At 63.8% G+C, this 22,459-nt stretch carries 16 protein-coding genes and 1 pseudogene; 3 read left to right on the forward strand and 14 right to left on the reverse strand.

The window, feature by feature from the left end; all coding sequences use genetic code 11:
* Nucleotides 1-13: 13 nt before the first annotated feature.
* The 14 genes and pseudogenes from trxA to AC0VX3_RS25790 all read right to left on the reverse strand — a co-directional run bounded on the left by trxA (nucleotide 14) and on the right by AC0VX3_RS25790 (nucleotide 19,169).
* Entirely contained in the window at nucleotides 14-334 is a 321-nt protein-coding gene (trxA, locus tag AC0VX3_RS25725) for a thioredoxin (protein ID WP_475522895.1), read from the reverse strand.
* An 84-nt stretch (nucleotides 335-418) separates the two neighbouring features.
* On the reverse strand, nucleotides 419-3,928 hold the full coding sequence (addA, locus tag AC0VX3_RS25730; protein WP_475522896.1) for a double-strand break repair helicase AddA: 3,510 nt from the start codon (nucleotides 3,926-3,928) through the stop codon (nucleotides 419-421).
* Complete coding sequence (addB, locus tag AC0VX3_RS25735) at nucleotides 3,925-5,391, reverse strand: double-strand break repair protein AddB (RefSeq protein ID WP_475522897.1); 1,467 nt, start codon at nucleotides 5,389-5,391, stop codon at nucleotides 3,925-3,927. Before addB (AC0VX3_RS25735) ends, addA begins: the two co-directional genes overlap by 4 nt.
* 103 nt (nucleotides 5,392-5,494) lie before the next feature.
* Nucleotides 5,495-7,078, reverse strand: a pseudogene (addB, locus tag AC0VX3_RS25740) (double-strand break repair protein AddB); the annotation flags it as partial.
* A gap of 2 nt (nucleotides 7,079-7,080) precedes the next feature.
* On the reverse strand, nucleotides 7,081-7,815 hold the full coding sequence (locus tag AC0VX3_RS25745) for a nucleotidyltransferase family protein (protein WP_475522898.1): 735 nt from the start codon (nucleotides 7,813-7,815) through the stop codon (nucleotides 7,081-7,083).
* Between the two features lie 51 nt (nucleotides 7,816-7,866).
* Nucleotides 7,867-9,393 carry a tRNA (adenosine(37)-N6)-threonylcarbamoyltransferase complex ATPase subunit type 1 TsaE gene (tsaE, locus tag AC0VX3_RS25750; RefSeq protein ID WP_475522899.1) on the reverse strand — a complete coding sequence of 509 codons (1,527 nt, stop codon included), beginning with the start codon at nucleotides 9,391-9,393 and terminating at the stop codon, nucleotides 7,867-7,869.
* 39 nt (nucleotides 9,394-9,432) lie between these two features.
* A complete protein-coding gene (locus AC0VX3_RS25755; RefSeq protein WP_475522900.1) occupies nucleotides 9,433-11,943 on the reverse strand; it encodes a PAS domain-containing sensor histidine kinase in 2,511 nt (836 codons plus the stop codon).
* A gap of 246 nt (nucleotides 11,944-12,189) precedes the next feature.
* Nucleotides 12,190-13,578, reverse strand: a complete 1,389-nt coding sequence (gene ahcY, locus AC0VX3_RS25760; protein ID WP_348146387.1) for an adenosylhomocysteinase — start codon at nucleotides 13,576-13,578, stop codon at nucleotides 12,190-12,192.
* A 219-nt stretch (nucleotides 13,579-13,797) separates the two neighbouring features.
* Nucleotides 13,798-15,108 carry a class I SAM-dependent methyltransferase gene (locus AC0VX3_RS25765; RefSeq protein ID WP_475522901.1) on the reverse strand — a complete coding sequence of 437 codons (1,311 nt, stop codon included), beginning with the start codon at nucleotides 15,106-15,108 and terminating at the stop codon, nucleotides 13,798-13,800.
* A gap of 104 nt (nucleotides 15,109-15,212) precedes the next feature.
* The gene (locus tag AC0VX3_RS25770) at nucleotides 15,213-15,497 is read right to left on the reverse strand and encodes an HPr family phosphocarrier protein (protein ID WP_475522902.1); all 285 of its coding nucleotides are present in this window, start codon (nucleotides 15,495-15,497) and stop codon (nucleotides 15,213-15,215) included.
* 8 nt (nucleotides 15,498-15,505) lie between these two features.
* Nucleotides 15,506-15,910 carry a PTS sugar transporter subunit IIA gene (locus tag AC0VX3_RS25775; RefSeq protein ID WP_342891567.1) on the reverse strand — a complete coding sequence of 135 codons (405 nt, stop codon included), beginning with the start codon at nucleotides 15,908-15,910 and terminating at the stop codon, nucleotides 15,506-15,508.
* Nucleotides 15,911-16,047: 137 nt separating this feature from the next.
* Nucleotides 16,048-16,515 (reverse strand): HPr kinase/phosphorylase, encoded by a 468-nt coding sequence (locus AC0VX3_RS25780; protein ID WP_475522903.1) that lies wholly within the window; start codon nucleotides 16,513-16,515, stop codon nucleotides 16,048-16,050.
* Entirely contained in the window at nucleotides 16,512-18,329 is a 1,818-nt protein-coding gene (locus AC0VX3_RS25785) for a stimulus-sensing domain-containing protein (protein WP_475522904.1), read from the reverse strand. The genes AC0VX3_RS25780 and AC0VX3_RS25785 overlap by 4 nt, the downstream gene beginning before the upstream one ends.
* A 141-nt stretch (nucleotides 18,330-18,470) precedes the next feature.
* Nucleotides 18,471-19,169 carry a response regulator transcription factor gene (locus AC0VX3_RS25790; RefSeq protein ID WP_342891570.1) on the reverse strand — a complete coding sequence of 233 codons (699 nt, stop codon included), beginning with the start codon at nucleotides 19,167-19,169 and terminating at the stop codon, nucleotides 18,471-18,473.
* Between the two features lie 531 nt (nucleotides 19,170-19,700).
* Here AC0VX3_RS25790 and AC0VX3_RS25795 point away from each other — a divergent pair.
* The 3 genes from AC0VX3_RS25795 to AC0VX3_RS25805 all read left to right on the forward strand — a co-directional run bounded on the left by AC0VX3_RS25795 (nucleotide 19,701) and on the right by AC0VX3_RS25805 (nucleotide 22,455).
* A complete protein-coding gene (locus AC0VX3_RS25795; protein WP_475522905.1) occupies nucleotides 19,701-21,311 on the forward strand; it encodes a phosphoenolpyruvate carboxykinase in 1,611 nt (536 codons plus the stop codon).
* Between the two features lie 130 nt (nucleotides 21,312-21,441).
* Nucleotides 21,442-21,813, forward strand: a complete 372-nt coding sequence (locus AC0VX3_RS25800) for an XdhC family protein (RefSeq protein ID WP_475522906.1) — start codon at nucleotides 21,442-21,444, stop codon at nucleotides 21,811-21,813.
* Between the two features lie 15 nt (nucleotides 21,814-21,828).
* Nucleotides 21,829-22,455 carry a LysE family translocator gene (locus AC0VX3_RS25805; protein WP_475522907.1) on the forward strand — a complete coding sequence of 209 codons (627 nt, stop codon included), beginning with the start codon at nucleotides 21,829-21,831 and terminating at the stop codon, nucleotides 22,453-22,455.
* Nucleotides 22,456-22,459 lie beyond the last annotated feature (4 nt).

Genomic DNA, 22,459 nt, shown 5'->3' on the forward strand with positions numbered 1-22,459 from the left:
GGAAAGGGTGTGATCAGATGGCGCTCTTGATCCAGTCGGAAAGCTTGCCTTTCGGCGCGGCTCCGATCTGGGTCGCCATCGGCTCGCCACCCTTGAACAGGATGAGCATCGGAATGGAACGGACGCCATATTTCATGGCTATGTCCTGATTCTCGTCGATGTTGAGCTTGGTGATCTTCACCTTGCTGCCCATCTCCTCGGAGATTTCCTCAAGCGCCGGAGCGATCATCTTGCAGGGGCCGCACCATTCGGCCCAGAAATCCACGACGACTGGGGCGTCGGATTCAAGAACTTCGGATTCAAAGGAAGCATCGGTGACTTGCGTGGTTGCCATGTCAGGATCTCGTGATTTTGAGCGCGCGCCTGCCCGATGCAGACGCGTCAGTTGGCACGAAAGTAGGAAGCCGGAGGCGCGCCGTCAAGCGGCTGTGCCGTCTGGACGCAGACCGGCGAACGTCCGGTCGAGCATCTCTGCCGGGATTTCCATCAGAGAAGGGGCCGCCGTCCAGAGGAGACAGGCGGAAATGTCCCGGCCGGGATAAATCTGCTTCAGCATTTCCCTGTAGACACAAAGCTGTGCCCGGTATTCGAGCGGGACAGACGCGGGCGTGTCCGGCGGATTGAGATTGGTCTTGTAGTCCACAATCACAACCCGGTTTTCCTCCACCAGCAGGCGGTCGATCTGGCCGGAGACCTCGACCTCGGTGCCGTCGCCTGCCCGAATCGTTCCCACGAGCGGAACTTCGGCGCGGGCATGGTCCGAAAACAGCGGTGCGAAATCCGGTGCCTCCAGGATGGCGGCAATTTCTGCCAGAAGACCGGCGTGGCGGGTCTCGAATTCCGGCTTCAGCGCCTGCCCGAGAAAGGCATCCGCCGCCGCCCTTCTGTCTTCGGCGGCGAGATCCGGCGACAGCTCGAGCAGCCGGTGAACCAGCCGCCCGCGCTCAAGCGGCCAGGAGGCGGCCTCCCGGCCGGCATGAAGACGCGATACGGCGGGCACCGGCTCGATGCCCTGTTTTTCCTCCATCGCTTCAAATGCGCGGGAAGGCTGCAGGCGTTTTTTCCTGGCCAGCGGACGTATCGGCATCTGGAGCCAGGCGGGCAAGTCCGGGGCAGCGGTCTGCGCTTCGCCGCCGGAGGCCGCTGGCTGCGGCGAACCATCTCCGGCACTGCCTGTCTTCATCTGCCAGCGCCAGCCGGACACGCCGCCGTCGGGGCCGGTCATTTCCCGCGCTTCGGGCTTCAGCGCGCGCGAGACCAGCGCATACCAGCAGTTTTCATGGGCACCGCGTTTGGGCTGCCAGCCGCAAACGACCAGCCTGTCCTCCGCGCGGGTCAGCGCGACATAGAGCAGCCGGCGATATTCTTCCTCCTGAGCCGCGCGCAAGGTGTCGACGGTGTCCTCGTGCCAGGCCATGCGGCTGGCCTTGGGCGGCAACCAGACGAGGGCGGGTGGCAGCAAGCTGTTGGCGAGCCTTGCATGGGGCAGAAATGCGGGATCGTGGATCGCGCTGACCGGCGGCGCCCCCGGGTCGACCAGGATCACGATCCTGGCCTCCAGTCCCTTCGAGCCATGCACGGTCATGATCCGGACCATGCCCTTGGTGTTGGTCAGTTCGCGCTTGATCTCCGTCGGTGCGGCCGCCATCCAGGCCAGGAACCCTTCCAGGCCGGGCGTGCCTGCCTGCTCATAGGCAATCGTCAGGGCCAGGAATTCGTCCAGCACGTCATCGACTTCGACGCCGAGCCTTTCCCGGAAGCTCCGGCGGCCGCCGTCCGCGCCGAGAAGCCTGGCGTAGAATTCGTAGGGCGGCACGAAGTCGGCCCGTGACCGCCAGTCCTCCAGCGTCGCCCGGGCCGCGCGCCATTTTTCGGACGTCTCGCTGCGCCTGACCAGCATCTGCCAGAGCGTGCCGGGCCGGATCTTGTCCGGCGTCTCGCGGGCAATCTCGAGCAGGTCCTCATCATTCAGGCCGAACAGCGGGCTCTTCAGGACGCTGGCCAGGGACAGATCATCCTCCGGCAGCAGCAGGAAACGGCCGAGCGCCGCCAGATCCTGGACCGCGATGTGATCCGTCAGAACAAGGCGGTCGCTGCCGGCAGCCGGGATATCGAGTTCCTTCAGTTCACGGTTCAGTGCCTCGACGAAGGGACCGCGCTTGCGCACCAGAACCATCACGTCGCCCGGATCCGCGGTTCCATCGCGCATCCAGTTGCCGATTTCGACAGCAATGCGTTTCGCCAGCTTCAGCATGGGGCTTCCCGAGCCGACATGATCGACGGGCTGCCGCCAGTCGTCGGGTTCCTCGATGTCGGCTTCGGCTTCCAGCGGCCACAGGTCGACAATCCCCGGATCCCGGCGGATGGCTTCGTGCACGGGCGCCTTCAGATCCTGGGAAAGGCCCTTGTGGGCAGTTTCGTCATGGAACACCTTGTCGACCGCCCCGAGCACATCCGGCGTGGACCGGAAGGAGAGCTGCAGGTTGACGGAATGAAATTCCCGCCCGGCGGAATCCGCCTGTCCGGAGAACGCCCGGCGCATGGCATCGAAATAGGCGGGCACCGCGCCCTGAAAGGAATAGATCGACTGTTTTTCGTCGCCCACCGCGAACAGGGTGCGCACGCGCTCATGAGCGCCCTCCCCTGCGAAAAACTCGTCGGCAAGCGCGGTCACGACGTCCCACTGACGCGGGCTGGTGTCCTGGGCCTCGTCGACCAGAATATGGTCGAGACCCTGGTCAAGCTTGTATTGCACCCACCGGGCCGCAGCGGATTTCTTGAGGAGCGTCGCGGTCTTGACCACCAGGTCCTCGAAATCAAGGTAGCCGCGGGCGGTCTTGGCGCGCTCATAGTGCCCGATCACCGCATCCGCCAGGCGCAACAGCGCCGCCGTGCCTTCAAAGGTGACGATCCTGCAGCGCTGTTCCAGAAGGTCGAGCAGGCGGAGCTGCTCCGCCTCCAGCGCCTCGACCATCTGCGGGAAGGCTTCGGCGACCTTCTTGGTGGCCAGAGACTTTCGTGGTTCCAGCTTCGCTGTCAGGAAGATCGCCTGCCAGGCCTCGCGAAACGTCGCCGGATCCGTCAGCTTCGCAGCCGTGACCAGCGCATCGGCGCGGGCCTGGTCGGTTTTCGTTCCGGTGTTCAGAGCTTCGGCATAGGCACGGCAGGCGTTCAGGTCGAGCGGCGTTTCGGCCCGAAAGCGCAGGTCGAAATCCGCGAGCCGGTCTGCGGGCCGGACGCCGAGAAGCCCGGCCAGTTCGTCCAGGGCGGCATCGAGCCCATCGGTATCAACGGTCCAGCGGCGGAAAGCGTCGCGGCTCTGGATGAGTTCGTCGAGCGCCTTCTGGGCACCGCCGTCGCTCATCAGGTCCATGACGGAGGCAAGGGCTCTGCCGAAGGCGCCGTCCGGATCGGTTTCAGCCGCATGCAGCACCGTGGCGCGCGAATCCGCCATCAGTTCCGCCGCGACACGGTCATCCAGAACGGCGAAATGCCCGGCGACATTCGCTTCCAGCGGAAACTGATGCAGCAACGCTTCGCAGAAACCGTGGATGGTCTGGATCTTCAGCCCGCCCGGTGTTTCCAGCGCGCGGGCGAACAGGCGCCGCGCCAGCGCCAGCCGCTTCGCGTCCGGCCGGCGGCCCTCGATGTCCTCCAGTTCGGCTGCAAGCGAGGCATCGTCCCGGGTGACCCAGTCGCCGAGGATTCGGAAGACGCGTGTCGCCATTTCCGCGGCGGCTGCCTTGGTGAAGGTCAGCGCGAGAATGCGCCCCGGATCGGTGCCGTCGAGCAGCAGACGCACAACCCGGCGCGAAAGCACGAAGGTCTTGCCCGAGCCCGCATTGGCGCTCACCCAGGCGGAAGCCTGTGGCCGGGACGCAAGGTCCTGGCGTTCGCGTGTCAGCTCGGGGATCTGAAATCCGCTCATGCGGGTTCCTCCCCGGACAACGCCCATTCCTGGGTGCGTGCAAGATGATCGTAATCGCCCTGCATCTGCCGTTCGCGCATGACGCGGGCGCGGGAGAGATACCCGGTTTCCACGCTGGCGTAATGTGCGATCAGTTGTTCCAGCCGTGCCCAGGCATCCTCGATGAGACCTTCGAGCGGAATATCCCTGGGATTGCGCGGCGCCTCGATCACCGGATCCGAGCCTCCCTTGAGCTGGAGGTAAAGCAGGTCCGATATGGCAGCATCGGCGGGCACGTCCTTGAAACCGAAGCGTTTGATCATCGCGGCTTCCAGCGGCAATTGCGGCGACAGCAGCGCATCGATCTGTTTCTGTGAGGGCACCTGGCCGGTCTTGTAGTCGATCACCGAAAGTCCGCCGCTGTCCAGAAGGTCGATCCGGTCGGCCCGTCCGCGCAGGCGGAAGTCGAACCCGGGCAGATTGAGATCAACACCTCCGCCGATCTCCAGGAAGCGCTGAGTGACGGACTTCGAACGCGCGCCCTCGAAGGCCACGAACCCCGCGGCAATTTTCTGGAACCGCGGCCACCAGAGGGCACGGATTGCCGGGAAGGCATCAAGCGGCTCGAACAGGACCTCGCCGATCCCGACCAGTGCCTCCACGGCGCTGTCGTCGAACGGCCCGGTCCAGGTCATCAGGAACTCGGCAAGCGCGTCGTGAACCAGATTGCCCTTGTCGGCGGCTCCCGGCTCGCCGCCGATCGGATCAACCGGCTGCAACTCGAGCACATGTCTTGCGAAAATCGCGTAGGGATCGCGGATCAGGCGCTCGATCTCGGTGATCGACAGCGACCTCGGGCGCGCCTCCAGGGGAGGCTTCGGCTCGGGCCGTCGCGCGGGTCTGACCGGACCATCGGGACGATCCAGCAACGCGGCAAGCGCCGAATAGCCCGCGCCCCGTCTTTCCATTTCACCGGTGAGACCGGGACCTGCCAGGGTGGTCAGGCGCTGCAACCAGCGCGAGGCGACGGTCGGCGCACCGTCGGCGCGCGCGGTTCGCGACAGAAGCACCCGCCCGGCCCCGAGACCCTGGGCGAAATCGTGCGCAGCGGCGCCCAGCCGGCGTTCGGGAGGCTCCAGTCCCATGTCGCGTTTCATGGGCCGGTTCAGCCAGGGGTCGTTGCGGGTACGCTGCGGCCAGACCCCCTCGTTGAGACCGCCGAGGATCATGATGTCAAAGGATTGCAGACGGGCTTCCATCGGGCCGAGGATCTGCACCCGCGTGTCGCCCGGCAACCTCCGGCGCACCGCCTGCCCGGACATCAGGGCAGGCAGCACAGAGGGCCATTCGCCCGGCGGAATCTCCAACCCGCTCGAGCCGGCCTCCAGAAGACCCGTCAGGAACTGCGCCAGAGCCTCGCCGGCTTCCGCCGCATAAAGCTCGGCAACAGAGCCGGCCTCGTCCACGGCCACCGCCTCGATCACCTCGACATGACGTTCTGGCCAGTTCGATCACATCCACCGGCGCGCCGACCGCCACGAGCTCTTCCAGCGGCGCCAGCGCGGCGGCGAGCCGGTCCACGAGACCGGCGATAACATCCCAGTCCGCCTCGTGAATTTTCTTCCAGCGCGGCGTGTGGGCCTTGCCCGCGTCGTCGCGGCTGGCCTGCACCGCCAGTTTGAGACCCGTTGTGCCAGACCGGGCGCGCGGACCGCGCACGACGCCGCGTTCCAGTGCCCGGGCCGCTGCGCGCACATCCTTGACCGGCATGCCGAGCCTGGTCAGCGGATGTTTCAAGAGGGCCAGCAGGTCAATCGGATCGCAGCCGTTCAGCGCGAGTTTCGCCGCCAGGATCGCCAGGATGGCCGGTGCCGTCTGGTCGAGCGGGCGCCCTGCGCTGTCGTCGACCTGTATGTTCCAGCGCGCGAGCTCCGCCGCAACCCTGCGGGTCAGCATCCGGTCCGGCGAAACCAGGGCGGCCGTCTGGTCCTGTTCGATGGCCTCGCGCAGGGCAATGGCAACGCTCAACGCTTCGTCCGCCTCGTTCCGCGCTGTCAGGATGGCGACCTTCTCAAGCGCCGCGGCCCGGTCCGCCTCCGGGCGGCCGGCCAGAAAGCCGGTCCAGCCATCGGATGTCTCGGCGGGCCGCAAGGCTTCGGAAACGAGTTCCTCGCGCAGCAGCAGCGCCGGGTCCGGATCCGGATCCGGACCGAGCTGGCGGACATCCGAGCGCGCCGCACCGAGCCTTTCAAGAAGCTGTTTCAGCGAATATTGCGGATGGGAGGGCAGCGTGTCCGCACCGGATCTGATCGCGGTGGGCCGCCGCGGGGCCGCTTCGCCGCGCTGGCCGAGGACCGTCCAGGACCGGTCGTCCATGAACCGATCGAGACCGGGAAGCACGATCGCCCCGCCCGGGAGACCGGCAACCACCTTGAGGAGTTCGGCGGTTGCGGGCACCGATCCGGTCACTCCGGCGACGATGACGGGTCCGCGCAGGGGCGCCCGTTTCAGACGTTGCGCTTCGCGCCGGATCAGCGCCGACCTGCGCGCCTTCGGGTCCATCTGGCCGAGTTCACGAAGATGCGCCGGCCATGCTTCCCGTACGATCTGCAGAAAATCGAGGGTGATCTGCCAGTAGCGGGCGTGGTCCTCCGGCACCAGTCCGGCAAGACCGGACCAGTCGGCTTCCTCGGTCTCGACCTCGTCCATCAGCGTCAGCAGATCGCCGGCCAGCCAGGCGGCATCGGCGGTGGAGGCCGGCAGGCCGAGAGGTTCGTCCGAGCGCAGGCTGAGCACTTCCCGCCGCAGCGTGCCCTTCCAGGCCTTGACCAGCCGGGTCATCGCCAGGTGGCGTTCCAGAAGCGGCATTGCCGCGGGCAGCGGTTCCAGGTCCGCCTCGCCGGTCAGGCTCTGCATGTCCTCGTCCGTGTCGCCGACCGGCCGGATTGCCGGCAGCAGAACGGGCCGGCCTTCGAAGCGGTTCTGGAACAGCTCCGGCAACAGGCGGGCGGCCCGGCGGGTCGGCAGATACAGCGTCACACCGGCCAGCAGGAGCGGGTCATCCAGCGGTCGAAAGCCGGGGACCAGCGTGCCGTCGACCAGCGTGTCGACCAGTGTTTTCAAAAACGGAACCGAAGGCGGAACGGACCACAGCCGCGCACTGTCCGTCATTCTCAGGCCGCGCTTTCGCGGACGGCATACTCGGCGGCGGCGATGGCTTCAGGGGTGCCGATATGGAGCCAGAGACCCTCCATCTGAACACCGAACAGACTGCCGTTTTCGATCGCCCTGTCAAACAGGGCGTTCATGGAGAACGGTCCGTCCGGGGCGCCGTCGAACAGGCGCGGATGCAGGATGGCGGCCCCCGCATAGGCAAACGGGGTGACCGCCTTTTCCGGCCGGCGCGTCAGAGCGCCGTCCCGGGCCATGTCGAAATCACCGCGTCCATGATATCCGACGGACTTGACGGTTTCCGCGATCAGGAGCAGCGCGTCCATGCGGCTTTCGTCCCAGGCATCGATCATGTGTTCAAGGTTCGGCTTGACGCCCTCGATCCAGTAACACGTATCGGCATTGAGCTGGAAAAACGGCTCGTCGCCAAGCAGAGGCAATGCCTTTTTGATGCCGCCACCGGTCTCCAGCAACCGGGCGCGTTCATCGGACACGACAGTCTCCATGTCCGTGCGGCGACGGACATGAACTTCCACCAGATCGGCCAGGTAATGCACATTGACAACGCAGGATTTCACCCCGGCCGCCTTCAGGCGATCCATCCCATGATCGATCAGCGCCTGGCCGTTGACCTCGATCAGCGGTTTCGGGGTGGTGGCCGTCAGGGGACGCATGCGCTTGCCGAGGCCGGCAGCCAGGATCATGGCCTTGGAGGGGCGGAACCGGGATTGTGTCATTGGGTGTCTCAATTGGTGGCATCCGGCCGGGCTGGACGTTTTCAGGGCGTATCAGGGCAGATAGCGGGCGTACCAGTCTTTCAAGTCCGACAGGACCGGTCTGTCAAGCACCCGGCCAAGATAGGCTAGCATGCGCGGCAGGTGGTTCAAATATGCCGGCTTGCCGTCGCGTTCTGCCAGCCTGACGAAAATCCCGAGGATCTTCGAAATTCGCTGCGCGGCCATGACCGCATAGGCATCCGAAAACACGTTCCTGTCGAAATCCGGGGACACCGCTTCCCTGGCCGTCACATAGGCATCGAAGAGCTCCGTTTCCAGAGCCGCGCCAATGTCCGTGCGGGCGTCCAGAAGGAGCGATGCAACATCATAGGCGACCGGTCCGCGCACCGTGTCCTGAAAATCGATCAGACCGATGCGGCCGATCCCTTTCCCACCGTCCTGCCAAAGCAGGTTGGGCGAATGAAAGTCACGCAGCACCCAGCCCGTCTGCGCATCCGGCAGCCGGTTCAGCACCTTGCGCCAGAGCGCTTCGAATTCGGTGCCCGCGCGCGCATCCGCCTTCAGAGGAGAGCGCTCGGGAACATACCACTCAAGAAAAAGAGCCGCCTCCGCGATCAGTGCGTCCTGCGAATAGGCGGGCAGTGCATAAACGCTGCCGTCGGCCAGTTCGACGATGTCGGGCCAGGTCTGCGCATGCATCGCGGCAAGGACCTCGACCGCCGCGTGGTAGCGTTCGGGCACCGGCTTGCCGTCCCGGACAATCGTCTCGCGGCCCAGATCCTGTGACAGGACAAATCCCTGATCGAGATCCGCCGCCAGGATTTCCGGAGCCAGGAAGCCGTGCCTGCGCAGTTCGGAGCCGACCGCCACAACCGCGCGGCAGTCCCGCGCCAGATGAACCTTCTCCATATAGGCCCGGACGTTGGCGGCGACCGCGTCCCCCTGGAACGGCCAGCGCATCAACACGTCCGTTCGCGCGCCATCGTGCACGGTCTCGAAGGTGCGCAGAGAAGCATCGCCCGCGAGAAACCGGCGCTGCGCTCCACCGTGGCCGCTTGCGCGCAGGAAGGCCCTTGTCTTCAGTGTGCCGCCGATGCGCTGCTGCCAGTCCGGCTGGTTCGAGGACAAGTGGAAGACCCGCCGGTCCGCCTCCCCCGGCGGCTGCGTGATCCGGATCCAGAGCGCGTTTGCCGGCAGCAGGTCCTGCGCCTTCTCCGGCCATTCGATCAGGGCCGCTCCTGTTTCGAGCAGATCCTCCAGTCCGAGCTCCTCGATCTCTTCCGGCTCTTCCAGACGATAGAGATCGAAATGGGACAGATCGAACCGGTCGTGCCCGTAGGTCTGCACCAGCGTGAAGGTCGGACTGGGCACTTCCAGCTCCGGGTCACCGGCGAGCGCACGAACGAGGGCGCGGGAGAAAGCCGACTTGCCGGCGCCCAGATCGCCCGACAGGCAGATCGTGTCACCGGTCTTCAGGATCATCGCGATGTCGTTGGCGAGTTCGCGCGTTCCGGCCTCGTCGGCTATTTTCACGGCCAGGAAAACCGCCTCGAGGAGGCTCAGGTCATGATCTGCCATCGAGGGCCTCAAGGACAAGGGAGAGAGTGAAATGGCACCCTATTCGGCCGCGGCGTGTTCTGCCAGTTCCGGCCGCGCCGGGAAGGCACAGGCGACCGTCGTACCCTTGCCTTCCGCGGACTGGATATCGACCGTGCCGCCGTGCAGTTCCACGAAGCTCTTCACGATCGCGAGGCCAAGGCCGGCCCCCTGACGCCGGGCACCTGTGTCGTGGCCGACGAACCGGTTGAACACCTGGGTGAGGATTTCCGCCGGAATGCCGTAGCCGTGATCCTTGACGATGAAGGTCACCTGATCGTCCTGCCTGCTGCAGCTGACATCGACCACACCATCGGCTTCGGAATAGCGCACGGCGTTGGCGATCAGGTTGAACAGCACCTGGCGCAGGCGCTTTTCGTCCGCGACCATCATGCCTATGTTCTCCGGCACATGGGTCCGCAGATTGATCCGCGCCTCGGCGATCCGGTCCTTCAGGCCCTCGACCGCAGCCGACACGGTCGAGGCCACGTCGACCTCGCCCAGGTCCAGTTCCATGATGCCCGCGTCGAGCGTGGCCAGATCCAGAATGTCGTTGATGATGGCCAGAAGCGCGGACGACGAGGACTGGATGTAATCGGTGTATTCGCTCTGCTTTTCCGACAGTTCGCCGAACTTGGGGTCCGCCAGGAGCTGGGCGAAACCGATGATGTTGGTCAGCGGCGAGCGCAGTTCGTAGGACACGTGCTGGATAAAGGCGTTCTTGATCTGGTCCGCCTGTTCCAGGGCCTCGTTCTTTTCCAGAAGGGCGCGTTCCACGTTGACGCTGTCGGTCACGTCCACAAAGGTGACAAGCGTGCCGCCGTCCGGCAATGGCACCGTCGCATAGTCGAGAACGTCGCCGTTGTGGCGCTCCAGCCGGCTGACTTTCTGCGTGCGGTTGTCGAGCAGGCCGGTGACGTTGCCGACAAGCTGCTCCCAGGCCCCCCGTTCCAGGTCATTGAGCGTGCAGGCCGACACCACTTCGTTGACATGCGGCAACTCGGCGAGCTGGTCTTCTTCCAGACCCCAGATCTGGCCGAAAGCCGGATTCCACAGGCGCAGGCGTCCGTCGGAGCCGAACACGGCGACGGCTTCCGAGAGGTTGTCGAGGGTTTCGCCCTGCACACGGGTCAGCGCATTATAGCGGCTCTCCAGATCGAGCTGTTCGGTGACATTTTCGTAGATATAGGTCACACCGCCTTGCGGATGCGGGTTGGCGATGACACGCAACGTGCGCCCGTCGGGCAGATGCCACCAGCTTTCGCGGGCTTCCAGCGACTGGTAGCTGTCCAGCATCTTGTTGCGCCAGACCCGGTAATCCACCTGTTCGGGAAGCTTGCGCGCAGCCCGCAAGGCATCGAGAACGGCGCCGTCCTCCGGATGGCCTTCCAGAAATGCCGGATCGAGATCCCAGAGCTGGCGGAACGCCGCGTTGTAGAACTGCAGCTTGCGGTCCGCGCTGTAAATCGAGACCGCGGCGGCCAGCTGGTCGAGCGTCCGGCCATGAAAATCCTCGGCGCGGCCGAGTTCCTTGCGCGCCTGTTCCAGTTCGCTGATGTCCACGGCAATGCCGGCCCCGCCGACATTCGCGTTGACATCGGTCACTTCGAACACCCGCCGGTCGCCCGAGGCCACGATCGGAATACGGGCGTTGAAACAGCCGTCTTCCGTGCGCTGGACGGCCATCGCCGTGCGGGCCGCCGCGTCCAGGAACGTCACCCCCTGGGTCACGGCGCTTGTCGCATCCGGCATTTCGACGGCTTCGGCATAGGCGCCGTTCGCCCAGATCAGATTGCCTTCCGCATCCCGCTGCCAGGCCGGTGCAGGCATCGCATCCAGCAGTGCATGCAGCATGTGCAGCTCGCCGGAGATCTTGGCGTTGCGGGCGGCCAGCTCGGCCTGCATCTGCCGCTCGCCCGTCAGGTCGCGCAGGCGCAGGACAACCGCCCCGCCGGTGGTGCGTCCAAGCGCTTCCACATAGCTGCCCGTGCGGGTTTTCAATGTCGTGGTGAAAGCTTCTCCGGTCCGGAACAGCGTGTCCAGGAACCGCTCCAGGTCGCCGGCGCCTTTCGCGGTCAGCCAGCTTCCGAAAGCAAGCAATTGCGCGGGTGGACGCGGCACGCCGGATTTTTCCGGCAGGACCCCCCAGATCTGGGGCATGGCGCCGTTGCCGGTCCAGACAACGACCCGCTGCTCGTCGGTGTTGAGCATCGCTTCCAGGCGGTCCACCCGGAATTTCAGGTCGCTCTTTTCCTGTTCCAGGGTGCCGGTCTGTTGCGCGGCCTGCTTGCGGTGACGGACCAGGGCAACGGCCGCGGTGACCGCGAAGGTGCACATTCCGCCGAGCGCGCCAAAAAGAATCATGCTATCGGGATTTATGGCGGCGGTTGTGTCGGCCAGCATATCCGCGGCAGCCGAGCTTGAAAACAGACCCGAGCCCACCAATGCGGTGCCGCCCAGCTGAACCGATTTCAGACTCCAGTTGCGCCACGTCGCGCGTGGCCGCGCGCCGTTCCTGCTGCCTTTCGGCATATTGTGATCCCCTTAACGCCGCCATGCCCGCTGATGCGGACCGCAGCTCCCGGATTCCGGGAGCAAATCAAGGACATCCGCCTCCTGGCCCTTGATTCGCTTAAACCATAACCTTTTTGAGAATCACGCAGAAGAGTCCGTAACTGAAAAGTTAACAGGACCCTTAAAATTCTAGGGTCCCGTATTTTTTTGTTCACAAGACCGAATCAGGGCGGTCACCACATCTAGTGGGCCGCCCCGACAAAATCAGTATTTGTAGTGTTCCGGCTTGAACGGACCGGTCTTGTTAATCCCCAGATATTGAGACTGCTCGTTTGACAGCTCGGTTAACGTCACACCGAGCTTCTCCAGATGCAGGCGGGCAACCTTCTCGTCCAGGTGCTTCGGCAGCACGTAGACTTCGTTCTTGTACTGATCGCCCTTGGAGAAGAGTTCGATCTGCGCCAGAACCTGGTTGGTGAAGCTCGCGGACATCACGAAGCTCGGATGACCGGTGGCATTGCCCAGGTTCACCAGGCGGCCCTGGGAGAGCAGGATCATGCGCTTGCCGTCCGGGAACTCGTACATGTCGACCTGGTCCTTGACCGGGCGCAACTTGGTGTTCTTCAGCGCGGCAACCTGAATCTCGTTGTCGAAGTGGCCGATGTTGCAGACGATCGCCATGTCCTTCATGCCACGCATGTGGTCGAAGGTGATGATGTCCTTGTTGCCGGTGGCGGTGACATAGATGTCGCCTTCCGGCAGGACCTGTTCCATGGTCTTGACCTCAAAGCCGTCCATGGACGCCTGCAGGGCACAGATCGGATCGATTTCGGTGACGATCACGCGCGCACCGGCACCGGCGAGCGACTGTGCGGAACCCTTGCCGACATCGCCGTAACCGCAGACCACGGCGACCTTGCCCGACATCATGACGTCGGTGCCGCGGCGGATGCCGTCGACCAGGCTTTCGCGGCAGCCGTAACGATTGTCGAACTTCGACTTGGTGACGCTGTCGTTGACGTTGATTGCCGGGAACGGCAGTCCGCCCTTCTTCTGCATTTCATAAAGACGCAGAACACCGGTGGTGGTCTCTTCCGAAACGCCCTGGATCAGGTCTCTCTGTTTTGTGAACCAGCCCGGGTTGGCTGCCATGCGCTTCTTGATCTGCGCGAACAGGCATTCCTCTTCCTCGGAGGTCGGGTTCTCGATGATATCGGTCTCGCCGGCCTCGACCCGCGCGCCCATGAGAATGTAGAGCGTGGCGTCGCCGCCATCGTCCAGGATCATGTTGGCGCCATCGGCGAAGTCGAAGATCTTGTCCGCGTAGTCCCAGTATTCTTCCAGGGTCTCGCCCTTGACGGCGAAGACCGGAACGCCGGTGGCGGCGATGGCCGCGGCAGCCTGGTCCTGGGTGGAGTAGATGTTGCAGGAGGCCCAGCGGACTTCGGCGCCCAGCGCGGTCAGCGTCTCGATCAGGACGGCGGTCTGGATCGTCATGTGGAGCGACCCGGCGATCCGGGCACCCTTGAGCGGCTTGGACGTGCCGAATTCCTCACGGCAAGCCATCAGGCCCGGCATCTCGTGCTCGGCGATCTCGATTTCGGTACGACCCCAGTCCGCGAGCCCGATATCCTTGATAATGTAGTCGGTCATGAATGTGTCCTGCTGTTGGAGCCTGTTGAGAGCCCAGCCCGATAGGAATGCAGCCGCCCTGTGACATGGTGATGCTGGCATCGCAGGGCCGCAAGCCGGTCTCCGGACACTGCCGGAGACCATTGCCGGGCGTTATAGCGCCCGCGGCGCTGCTTAGCAATAAAGATATAAAGAATTCTTTATATGATCAAACAGACGGACTGATTTTGAACGGGGCCATCAGGACCGGTAGAGATCCTCGCGCGTCGGCGGCATCCCGGAAGGGCCCTTTGCGCGCTTGCTGGCGACTGTCTGGAAGATGCCGATCGAGCCCCGCTCGAACCCGAGCGAGACGCCGATGAGATAGGCAAGCCACAGCCGGTACCTGTGTTCACCGATTTCCGCGATCGCCGCGTCCTTCACGTCCATGAGGTTCTCGGCCCACAGCCGGGTGGTGCGGGCGTAGTGCTCTCGCCAGGCCTCGACATCGTGAACCTCGAACCCATGGGCCTCGAGGTTGGTAAGCGTCCAGCCGATATGGTCGACCTCGCCGCCCGGAAAGATGTAGCGGACAAGCGCCTGATATTCCGGCTTCTTGCGGCGGAAGGCCTTCAGGTCCTTCTTGCCGCGCCTTGTGATTGCGTGATGAAGATAAAGACCGCGTGGCCGGAGCAGCCGGCGAACGCTCTGGAAGTAATTGTCGAAATTGTCCAGGCCGACCGCCTCGAACATGCCGATGGAGGAAATCTTGTCGAACGACCCCTTCATCTCGCGATAGTCGATCAGTTCCACGGAGGCCCTGTCGCCGAGACCGCGTTCCGCGATGCGTTCCCTGGCGAGTTTGAGCTGTTCCTCGGCCAGCGTCACCCCCACGGCGGTGACGCCGTAATGCTCCGCGGCATGGCAGATCAGCGCGCCCCAGCCACAGCCGATGTCAAGCAGGCGGTCGCCCGGCTTGAGCCGCAGCTTGCGGCAGATCATGTCCAGCTTGTCTTTCTGCGCCGTCGCCAGATCGTTCGACCAGTCGGTGAAATAGGCGCAGGTATAGACCATCTCCGGATCGAGAAACCGCCGGTAGAAGTCGTTGGAGACATCGTAGTGAAAGGCGATGTCGTCCTTGCGGCTGCCGGAGCCCCTGTCCGCGCCCTGGCCTGCATCCAGCCCGCCGGGCCCCTGGCGCGCCTTTCCGGCCCCCCATCCGAGGACCAGCGGCACGGCGCATTTGAGAAGCAGACCCTTGTTCAGGCGCTTGCGGATGTCCCGGCTCTTGATCGCGGGCCGCCTGGTGGCGAAATCGAAGATGCTGCCGCCACGGGGATCGACGTCGCCGGCGGCGTAGAGATCAATCAGGGTCTTGAGCTTCGGGCGGCGCAGCAGCCGGGTCAGCGCGGCCCCGGACAAGGCCAGCCGCAGGCCGTCGGCGGGAGCGTCCGCGGGAACCCGGGACCCGTCCCAGAGCTCGAATGCGAAGTCCAGGTCCAGCGTTTCGTGAACATGCGCGAGGGCGGTTCGCGCAGCGCCAATCAATCGGTCGTCAGTCTGACTCGGCATTTCGTTTCCCAACCGGCGGTGAAGACAAGTGTCGAAGGACAGGGTTCAGCGTGTCAGCACGCTCTGATCGACGCGCCGTATGGTGGCGCCGAAACAGGTGAAAATCAATCGGTCTCGCCGAAGCCACTTTCGACCAGCTCGCATATCGCCGCCAGGGCCGCATCCGCATCCGTTCCGCTGACGCTGACGCTGATGCAGCACCCGGGGCTGGCCGCAAGCATCATGAGCCCCATGATCGACGTGCCTCCGACCGTCTGGCCATCCTTCGACACATGCACTTCGGCCGCGAAGGTTTCCACCAGCTTGACGAGTTTCGCCGAGGCGCGCGCGTGCAATCCGCGGCGGTTGACTATCTTTAGGTCTTTTTGCAAGAGGTTCCGCGTCGTCATTGTCTGTGTCAGTTCTGCCCCGACAACACCTGACTGGCGACCGAAATGTATTTCTGACCGGCCTGGCGGGCTTCGTCGACGGCTTCCGCGAGGGCGCGGTCGGTGCGCACACTGGCCAGCTTGATCAGCATGGGCAGGTTGACACCGGCCACCACTTCAACGGATTTGCTGTCCATGACCGAAATCGCCAGGTTGGAGGGCGTCCCGCCGAACATGTCGGTCAGCAGCACCACACCCTTGCCGGAATTGGCGGCTTCCACGGCGGCCAGAATGTCCTGGCGCCGCTGCTCCATATCGTCATCCGGCCCGATTGAAATCGTTTCGACCTGTTCCTGGGGACCAACAACATGTTCCAGCGCCGCCTTGAATTCTTCGGCGAGGCGTCCATGGGTCACAAGTACAAGTCCGATCATACGTGGGATTGCCTGATTATCGAGTGCGATGAACTTCGGATCCACACACGGGATCCGGACGGAGCCGGGCGTTTATCAGTCAGATGCACTCTCTTCAACCGTTTGATCAGTTGCAAGCAAAAAACACCGGCAGTGCCCTAAATATAATCAGGGGCGTCCGGGAGAAGACCACGAAGCGCCCAGCGAACAAGCCGCAGCGAAACATCGGGTCTGTTTGCCGGGCAGGACAGGGCTGGCACCTCAATACCTTCAAGGCACACGGTCACGAAGGCCGCATCCGGCAGACGCTCGAGCCGCTCCATCGGCAGCAGGTCGACAACCAGATCTATACGGGCGCGGGGCGTATATTGCGTGTCGACAAGCCCGAACCCGCGGATCTCCATTATTCCCCGGATAGTGTCCGGCGGGCTGGCCAGCAACCGGCCGTCTTCCGGCACGACATGGACGTAGTCATCGGCCACCAACCGTCCGAGATTGCCCTTCGCCAGCGCGGCCTCGATCAGGAGGTCGCAGAACGAGGACTTGCCGCAACCGGCGCCGCCGCGGATCAGGACGCCGCAGGTTCCCAGAACAAGGCAGTTGGCGTGGACGGCGGGCCGGGTCACTTGCCGAGCCCGGCGGGCAGGCGAATGGTGAAGCGGGCGCCGGCGATCCTGTGGCTGCCGTCCGCAAGAGGCTCCAGCCGGTTGGCCGCGGAAATGGTGCCGCCGTGTGCCGCAATGATCTGCCGGGAGATGGACAGGCCGAGACCGGAATTGTTGCCGAACCCCTCGCCATCAGGCCGGTCGGTGTAAAAGCGCTCGAAAATGCGCTCCGTATTTTCCGCCCGGATGCCGGGACCGTCGTCGTCGACAGTGATCTTGATCATGCGGCCCTCGCGGCTCAGGTCGACCCGGACAATGCCGTCGGCAGGCGAGAAGGACCTGGCGTTGTCGAGCAAATTGCTGACGACCTGACCGAGGCGGATGTCGTGACCCAGCATTCTGTAGGGCCTGCTCCCCTGTGCGTCGGCAACAGTGAGCTTGACGCTGGCCTCCTCCACCGCCGAGCGTTCATTCGCGGCGTCCGCCATGTTGCGCAGAAGTTCGGCAAGATCGATGGGATCCGCCTGGATCCGGGCCAGTTCAGCATCGAGCCGCGACGCGTCGGATATGTCGCTGATCAGGCGGTCCAGACGGCGGACATCGTGCTGGATCACCTCCATGAGCCGATCCTTCGACTCCTGCGACCTGGCCAGCGGCAGGGTTTCAACGGCGCTGCGCAGGGAGGTCAGCGGGTTCTTCAGTTCATGGGCAACATCGGCGGCGAACTGCTCGATGGCGTCAATCTTGTTGTAGAGCGCATTGGTCATCTCGCGGAACGAGCGCGCCAGATGGCCGATCTCGTCCTGCCTGTCGGAGAAGTCCGGAATTTCCTCGCGCGAGTTCGATCCCCGGCGGACCCGGTCGGCCGCTGCCGCCAGCCGCCGGACGGGGCCGGCGATGGTTCCCGCGAGCAGGATCGACAGAAGGATCGTGACCGTTGCCGCGAACAGGAAGACCCGGATGATCGCGATCCGCTCCGCACGCACGATCGCATCGATGTCGCCGCCCTGCGTCGACAGCAGCAGCGATCCCAGCACTGCGCGAAACCGCTGGATCGGCACCGCCACGGACACGATCAGCTCACCGCGCTGGGAGACCCGGGTGACGCTGGCCGGCGAGCCGGCAAGCGCTGCCTCCACTTCAGGATAGGCGCGCCCGTCACCACCTCCGACCTCCTGATAGACCGGCAGATCGCCCTGGCGCAGCCAGCGTTTGGTCCACTGCCACACCGTGTCCCAGAAGCCCTCTTCCACGGCGTTCGGCGGCGGCAGGTCGAAGCGCAGGATCTGGGCGCTGGTGTAAAGATGCCGGCTGTCCAGGATCAGGATGCCCTCGGGATCATAGATCCGGGCGCGGGTCTTGGTCGGCGAGATCAGCCTGCGCAGGACCGGTCCGACCCTTTCCGGGTTGATCGGAAAGTCGAGGCTGTCGAGATCTTCCTGGGTCGGTGTGATGCTTTCGCCCGCCTGAAGCTGCAGCAGGCGTTCCGGATCGACAGTGATCGTTCCCGTGTCGACGGTGGCCGAGGCCGCAATCGCCCCGGCGATGATTTCGCCCTGCGTCAGAAGGCTTTGTACCCGCGCGTCGATCAGGCCGGCCCGGAACTGGTTGAGATACAGGATGCCGATCACCAGGGCCAGCAGGCCGACCAGATTGATGGCGATGATCCGCCGGGTCAGGGAAGACAGCACATAAGTGCCGAAAATACGTGCGAACTGGTTCAGGAGGCGGCGGCGGATGCGCTTGTTGCCGAGCTGACGCAAGCGGGGACGTTCCGAACCGGATTGAGGTTCGGAGGCGGCCATTCCTTCCGCGCTCTCACCGTCAACCGCCATTTGGAGCCTTCCCTGACTGTATTGAAGCGTTCCCCGGGCCACGCCCGGACCAGGACCGGATCCGCGCCGGCGACATCGCCACCCGGGTTCTCCTCCGGCACGCCCCCTGCCGGGGCACGCCGGAGATCACCCGGATCGTTATCAGGCCTCCCGGAAGCGGTAACCGACACCATAGAGGGTTTCGATCATGTCGAAGTCGTCGTCAACCACCTTGAACTTCTTGCGCAGGCGTTTGATGTGACTGTCGATGGTCCGGTCGTCCACATAGACCTGATCGTCATAGGCCGCATCCATCAGGGCATTGCGGCTCTTGACGACGCCCGGACGCTGCGCCAACGCGGACAGGATCAGGAATTCCGTCACCGTCAGCGTCACCGGCTTGTTGTTCCAGGTACAGGTATGCCGTTCCTGGTCCATCAGCAACTGGCCGCGTTCCAGCAGCTTGTCGGCGTCGTCGCGCGGAGCGGAGGCATCCTTGGGCTGCGCGCGGCGCAGCACGGCGCGGACGCGCTCGACGAGGAGCCGCTGCGAAAAGGGTTTGCGGATGAAATCGTCGGCGCCCATTTTCAGACCGAACAATTCGTCGATCTCATCGTCCTTCGACGTCAGGAAAATCACCGGCAGATCCGAGTTCTGGCGCAGGCGGCGCAACAGCTCCATGCCGTCCATACGCGGCATCTTGATGTCGAAAATCGCCAATTCCGGCGGATCGCTCTGCAGACCGTCGAGTGCGGATGTGCCGTCCGTATAGGTCTGGACGCGATACCCTTCGGCTTCCAATGCGATCGAGACCGAAGTCAGAATGTTGCGGTCGTCATCGACCAGAGCAATTGTCGGCATGCTTTGTTTTTCCATTTCCGGCAACGCACCGAATGGTGTGCATCGGTTAACCAGCATTAATGTAACACACAGCCTTTGGCCTGCTAAATGCGCATAAATTAAGGCAAACCCGGCGGTCGGCGGGTCTGCTGCCGCATACTGGCTCAACAGACTGCCCAGCGGCCTCAGTGGTGGGGTTCGATGTGGACGAATTCAAGACGGCCTCACACCGTAACCCGTGCGCCCGGACCGTCAACCTGCCCGTCAACCTGCGGCGAAGACCCTCTGACGACGCGAAATAAACTCATTTTCTTTCACTTCAATCACCATAACGAACAATTCGAAGGTTTCGGTTTTTAGTTCGACGTCCAAATTAATCATTGGCAATTTAAAGGGTTTTTTTAATCGATTTAACAAGGACATAGCCCCTTTGGCAGACTTGCTGCCCCATAGCCATTCCACTACGTTCGCAGCCCTCACAGCCGGATTCAGTCTTTCTTAACTTTCTCCGGTGGCGAAGAGACAAGCCCACATCACGAGGACTGCGGGAAAATGCAAGAAGTTGGCGTCAGGAACCCCTCTATTGGCAGCGAGATCTTCGGCTTCAAGGGCCTGAAGGCGCTCTATTGGAACCAGAACGAGCCTGCGCTTTACGAATATTCGATTTCCCGCGGCGAATCCCGGCTGACCGCAGGCGGCGCCCTCGTCGCAGACACCGGCGCCCATACCGGCCGGTCGCCCAAGGACAAGTTCGTCGTCCTCGATGAGGAAACAAGGGACACGGTGTGGTGGGACAACAACGGGCAGATGTCCCGTGACCAGTTCGACCTGCTGCTGGCCGATTTCCTCGACCATGCCGAGGGCCGGGAACTGTTCGCGCAGGATCTCTACGGCGGCGCGGACACGGCGCACCGGCTGCCGGTGCGCGTCTACACCGAGTATGCATGGCATTCCCTGTTCATCCGCAACCTGCTGCTGCGGCCCGAGAGCGGTGATCTGGCCGGTTTCGCGCCGGACATGACGATCGTCGACCTGCCGAGCTTCAAGGGCAATCCGGCCCGCCATGGCTGCCGGGGCGAAACGGTCATCGCATGCGACCTGACCCGGAAGATCATCCTGATCGGCGGGACCTCCTATGCGGGTGAAATGAAGAAATCGGTTTTCACCATGCTCAATCACCTGCTGCCGGCCAAGGGCGTCATGCCCATGCATTGCTCGGCCAATGTGGGCGACGACGGCGATACGGCGGTCTTCTTCGGCCTCTCCGGCACAGGCAAGACAACCCTGTCCGCCGATCCGTCCCGCACGCTGATCGGCGATGACGAACACGGCTGGAGTGAAAACGGCGTCTTCAATTTCGAGGGCGGCTGCTACGCGAAAACCATCAAGCTGTCGGCCGAAGCGGAACCGGAGATCCATTCCACGACCCAGCGTTTCGGTACCGTTCTTGAAAATGTCGTGCTCGACGAGAACCGGGTTCCCGATTTCGACGATGGCTCGAAGACGGAAAACACCCGCGCGGCGTATCCGATCCACTTCATTTCCAACGCCAGTCCCACCGGCCGCGCGCCGGTGCCCAGGACCATCATCATGCTGACTGCCGATGCGTTTGGCGTGATGCCGCCGATCGCCAGACTGACCCCGGCCCAGGCCATGTACCACTTCCTGTCCGGCTATACCGCGAAGGTCGCCGGAACCGAGAAGGGCGTCACCGAACCCCAGGCAACCTTCTCCACCTGTTTCGGAGCCCCGTTCCTGCCACGGCACCCGTCCGAATACGGCAACCTTCTGAAAGACCTGATCGCCCGTCACAGCGTGAACTGCTGGCTGGTCAATACCGGATGGACCGGTGGCGCCTACGGCACGGGACAACGCATGCCGATCAAGGCCACCCGCACCCTGCTGCAGGCAGCTCTTTCCGGCGACCTGAAAGACGCGGACTTCCGGACCGACGCGAATTTCGGTTTCGAGGTTCCGGTGTCCGTCGCCGGTGTCGACGCCCGGATGCTGACACCGCGCGAGACCTGGGCCGACAAGGATGCCTATGACCTGCAGGCCGCCAAGCTGGTGGAAATGTTCGTCAGCAACTTCGAAGCCTTCGAGTCCCATGTCGACGGCGCCGTGCTGAGCGCCGCGCCGGCTCTGCGCATCGCCGCGGAATAAGATCCCGGCGACAACAGCTGCTAACACTGTCAACGGCGCCTGCCACCGCGGGCGCCGTTTCTGTTCTCCGGTCTCTTTCATCGCCTGCAGAAAGGTCTATATTGATCGTCCGAACTTCAGGGACGAAACCATGCCAGCCACCCTTGCCTCACCCGATGACTCAACTGGCGCTTCATCCGGCGCCCCAGCCGTTGCCGACGTCCTGAAAACCGCCGAGGACTGGCGCGGATCGGGGCGGCAGGTCGCGCTTGCGACCGTGATCGAAACCTGGGGATCGGCACCGCGGCCGGTCGGCGCGCATCTGGTCATCGACGCGGACGGCAATTTCGAGGGGTCGGTGTCCGGCGGCTGTGTGGAAGGTGCGGTTGTTTCCGAGGCCATCGATGTCATCGACACCGGCAAACCGGTCACTCTCGAGTTTGGAGTCGCCGACGAAACAGCCTGGCGTGTCGGCCTGTCGTGCGGCGGCCGGATCCGGGTCCATGTCGAACCCGTGACCTGAACCGGAACCGCTCTGATGACAATCGAAACCATGCTTGCCTTCGCCGCCGCGACCGTCCTGTTCGCCTACATGCCCGGCCCCGCGCTGCTTTACACCGCCGCACAGACGATTTCGCGCGGTCAGCGCGCCGGGCTGATGGCCGCGGCCGGCATCCACCTGGGCTGTTATGTCCACGTGCTGGCAGCCGCGTTCGGGCTGTCGGCGATTTTCGCAGCCGTGCCGACGCTTTATTTCACCTTGAAACTGGTGGGAGGCGGCTACCTGGTCTTTCTCGGCATCCAGATGATCCGGACACGGGTGGCAGCCGGGCCCATGCCGGAGTTGCCGGGAAAATCCGCGCACCGCGCCTTTGCCGACAGCATTCTGGTGGAAATTCTCAACCCGAAGGTCGCGGTGTTCTTCATTGCCTTTCTGCCGCAATTCGTCAGCCCGGACGCCGGTCTGCCGATCTGGGTGCAGTTCCTGCTGCTGGGGACAATCGTCAATTTCGCCTTCACCTCGGCCGACCTGGTGACCGTGTTCTTCGCCGCTGAAGTCAAGAAGCGGCTCACCCGGTCCTCCAGGTTCCAGGACCTGACACGCTGGCTGGGCGGGTCCCTGCTCGTCGGTCTCGGCCTCAAGCTGGCAACGGACCGGACCTGACCTC

The sequence above is a fragment of the Roseibium sp. QJM3NY_11 genome, assembly GCF_056173175.1.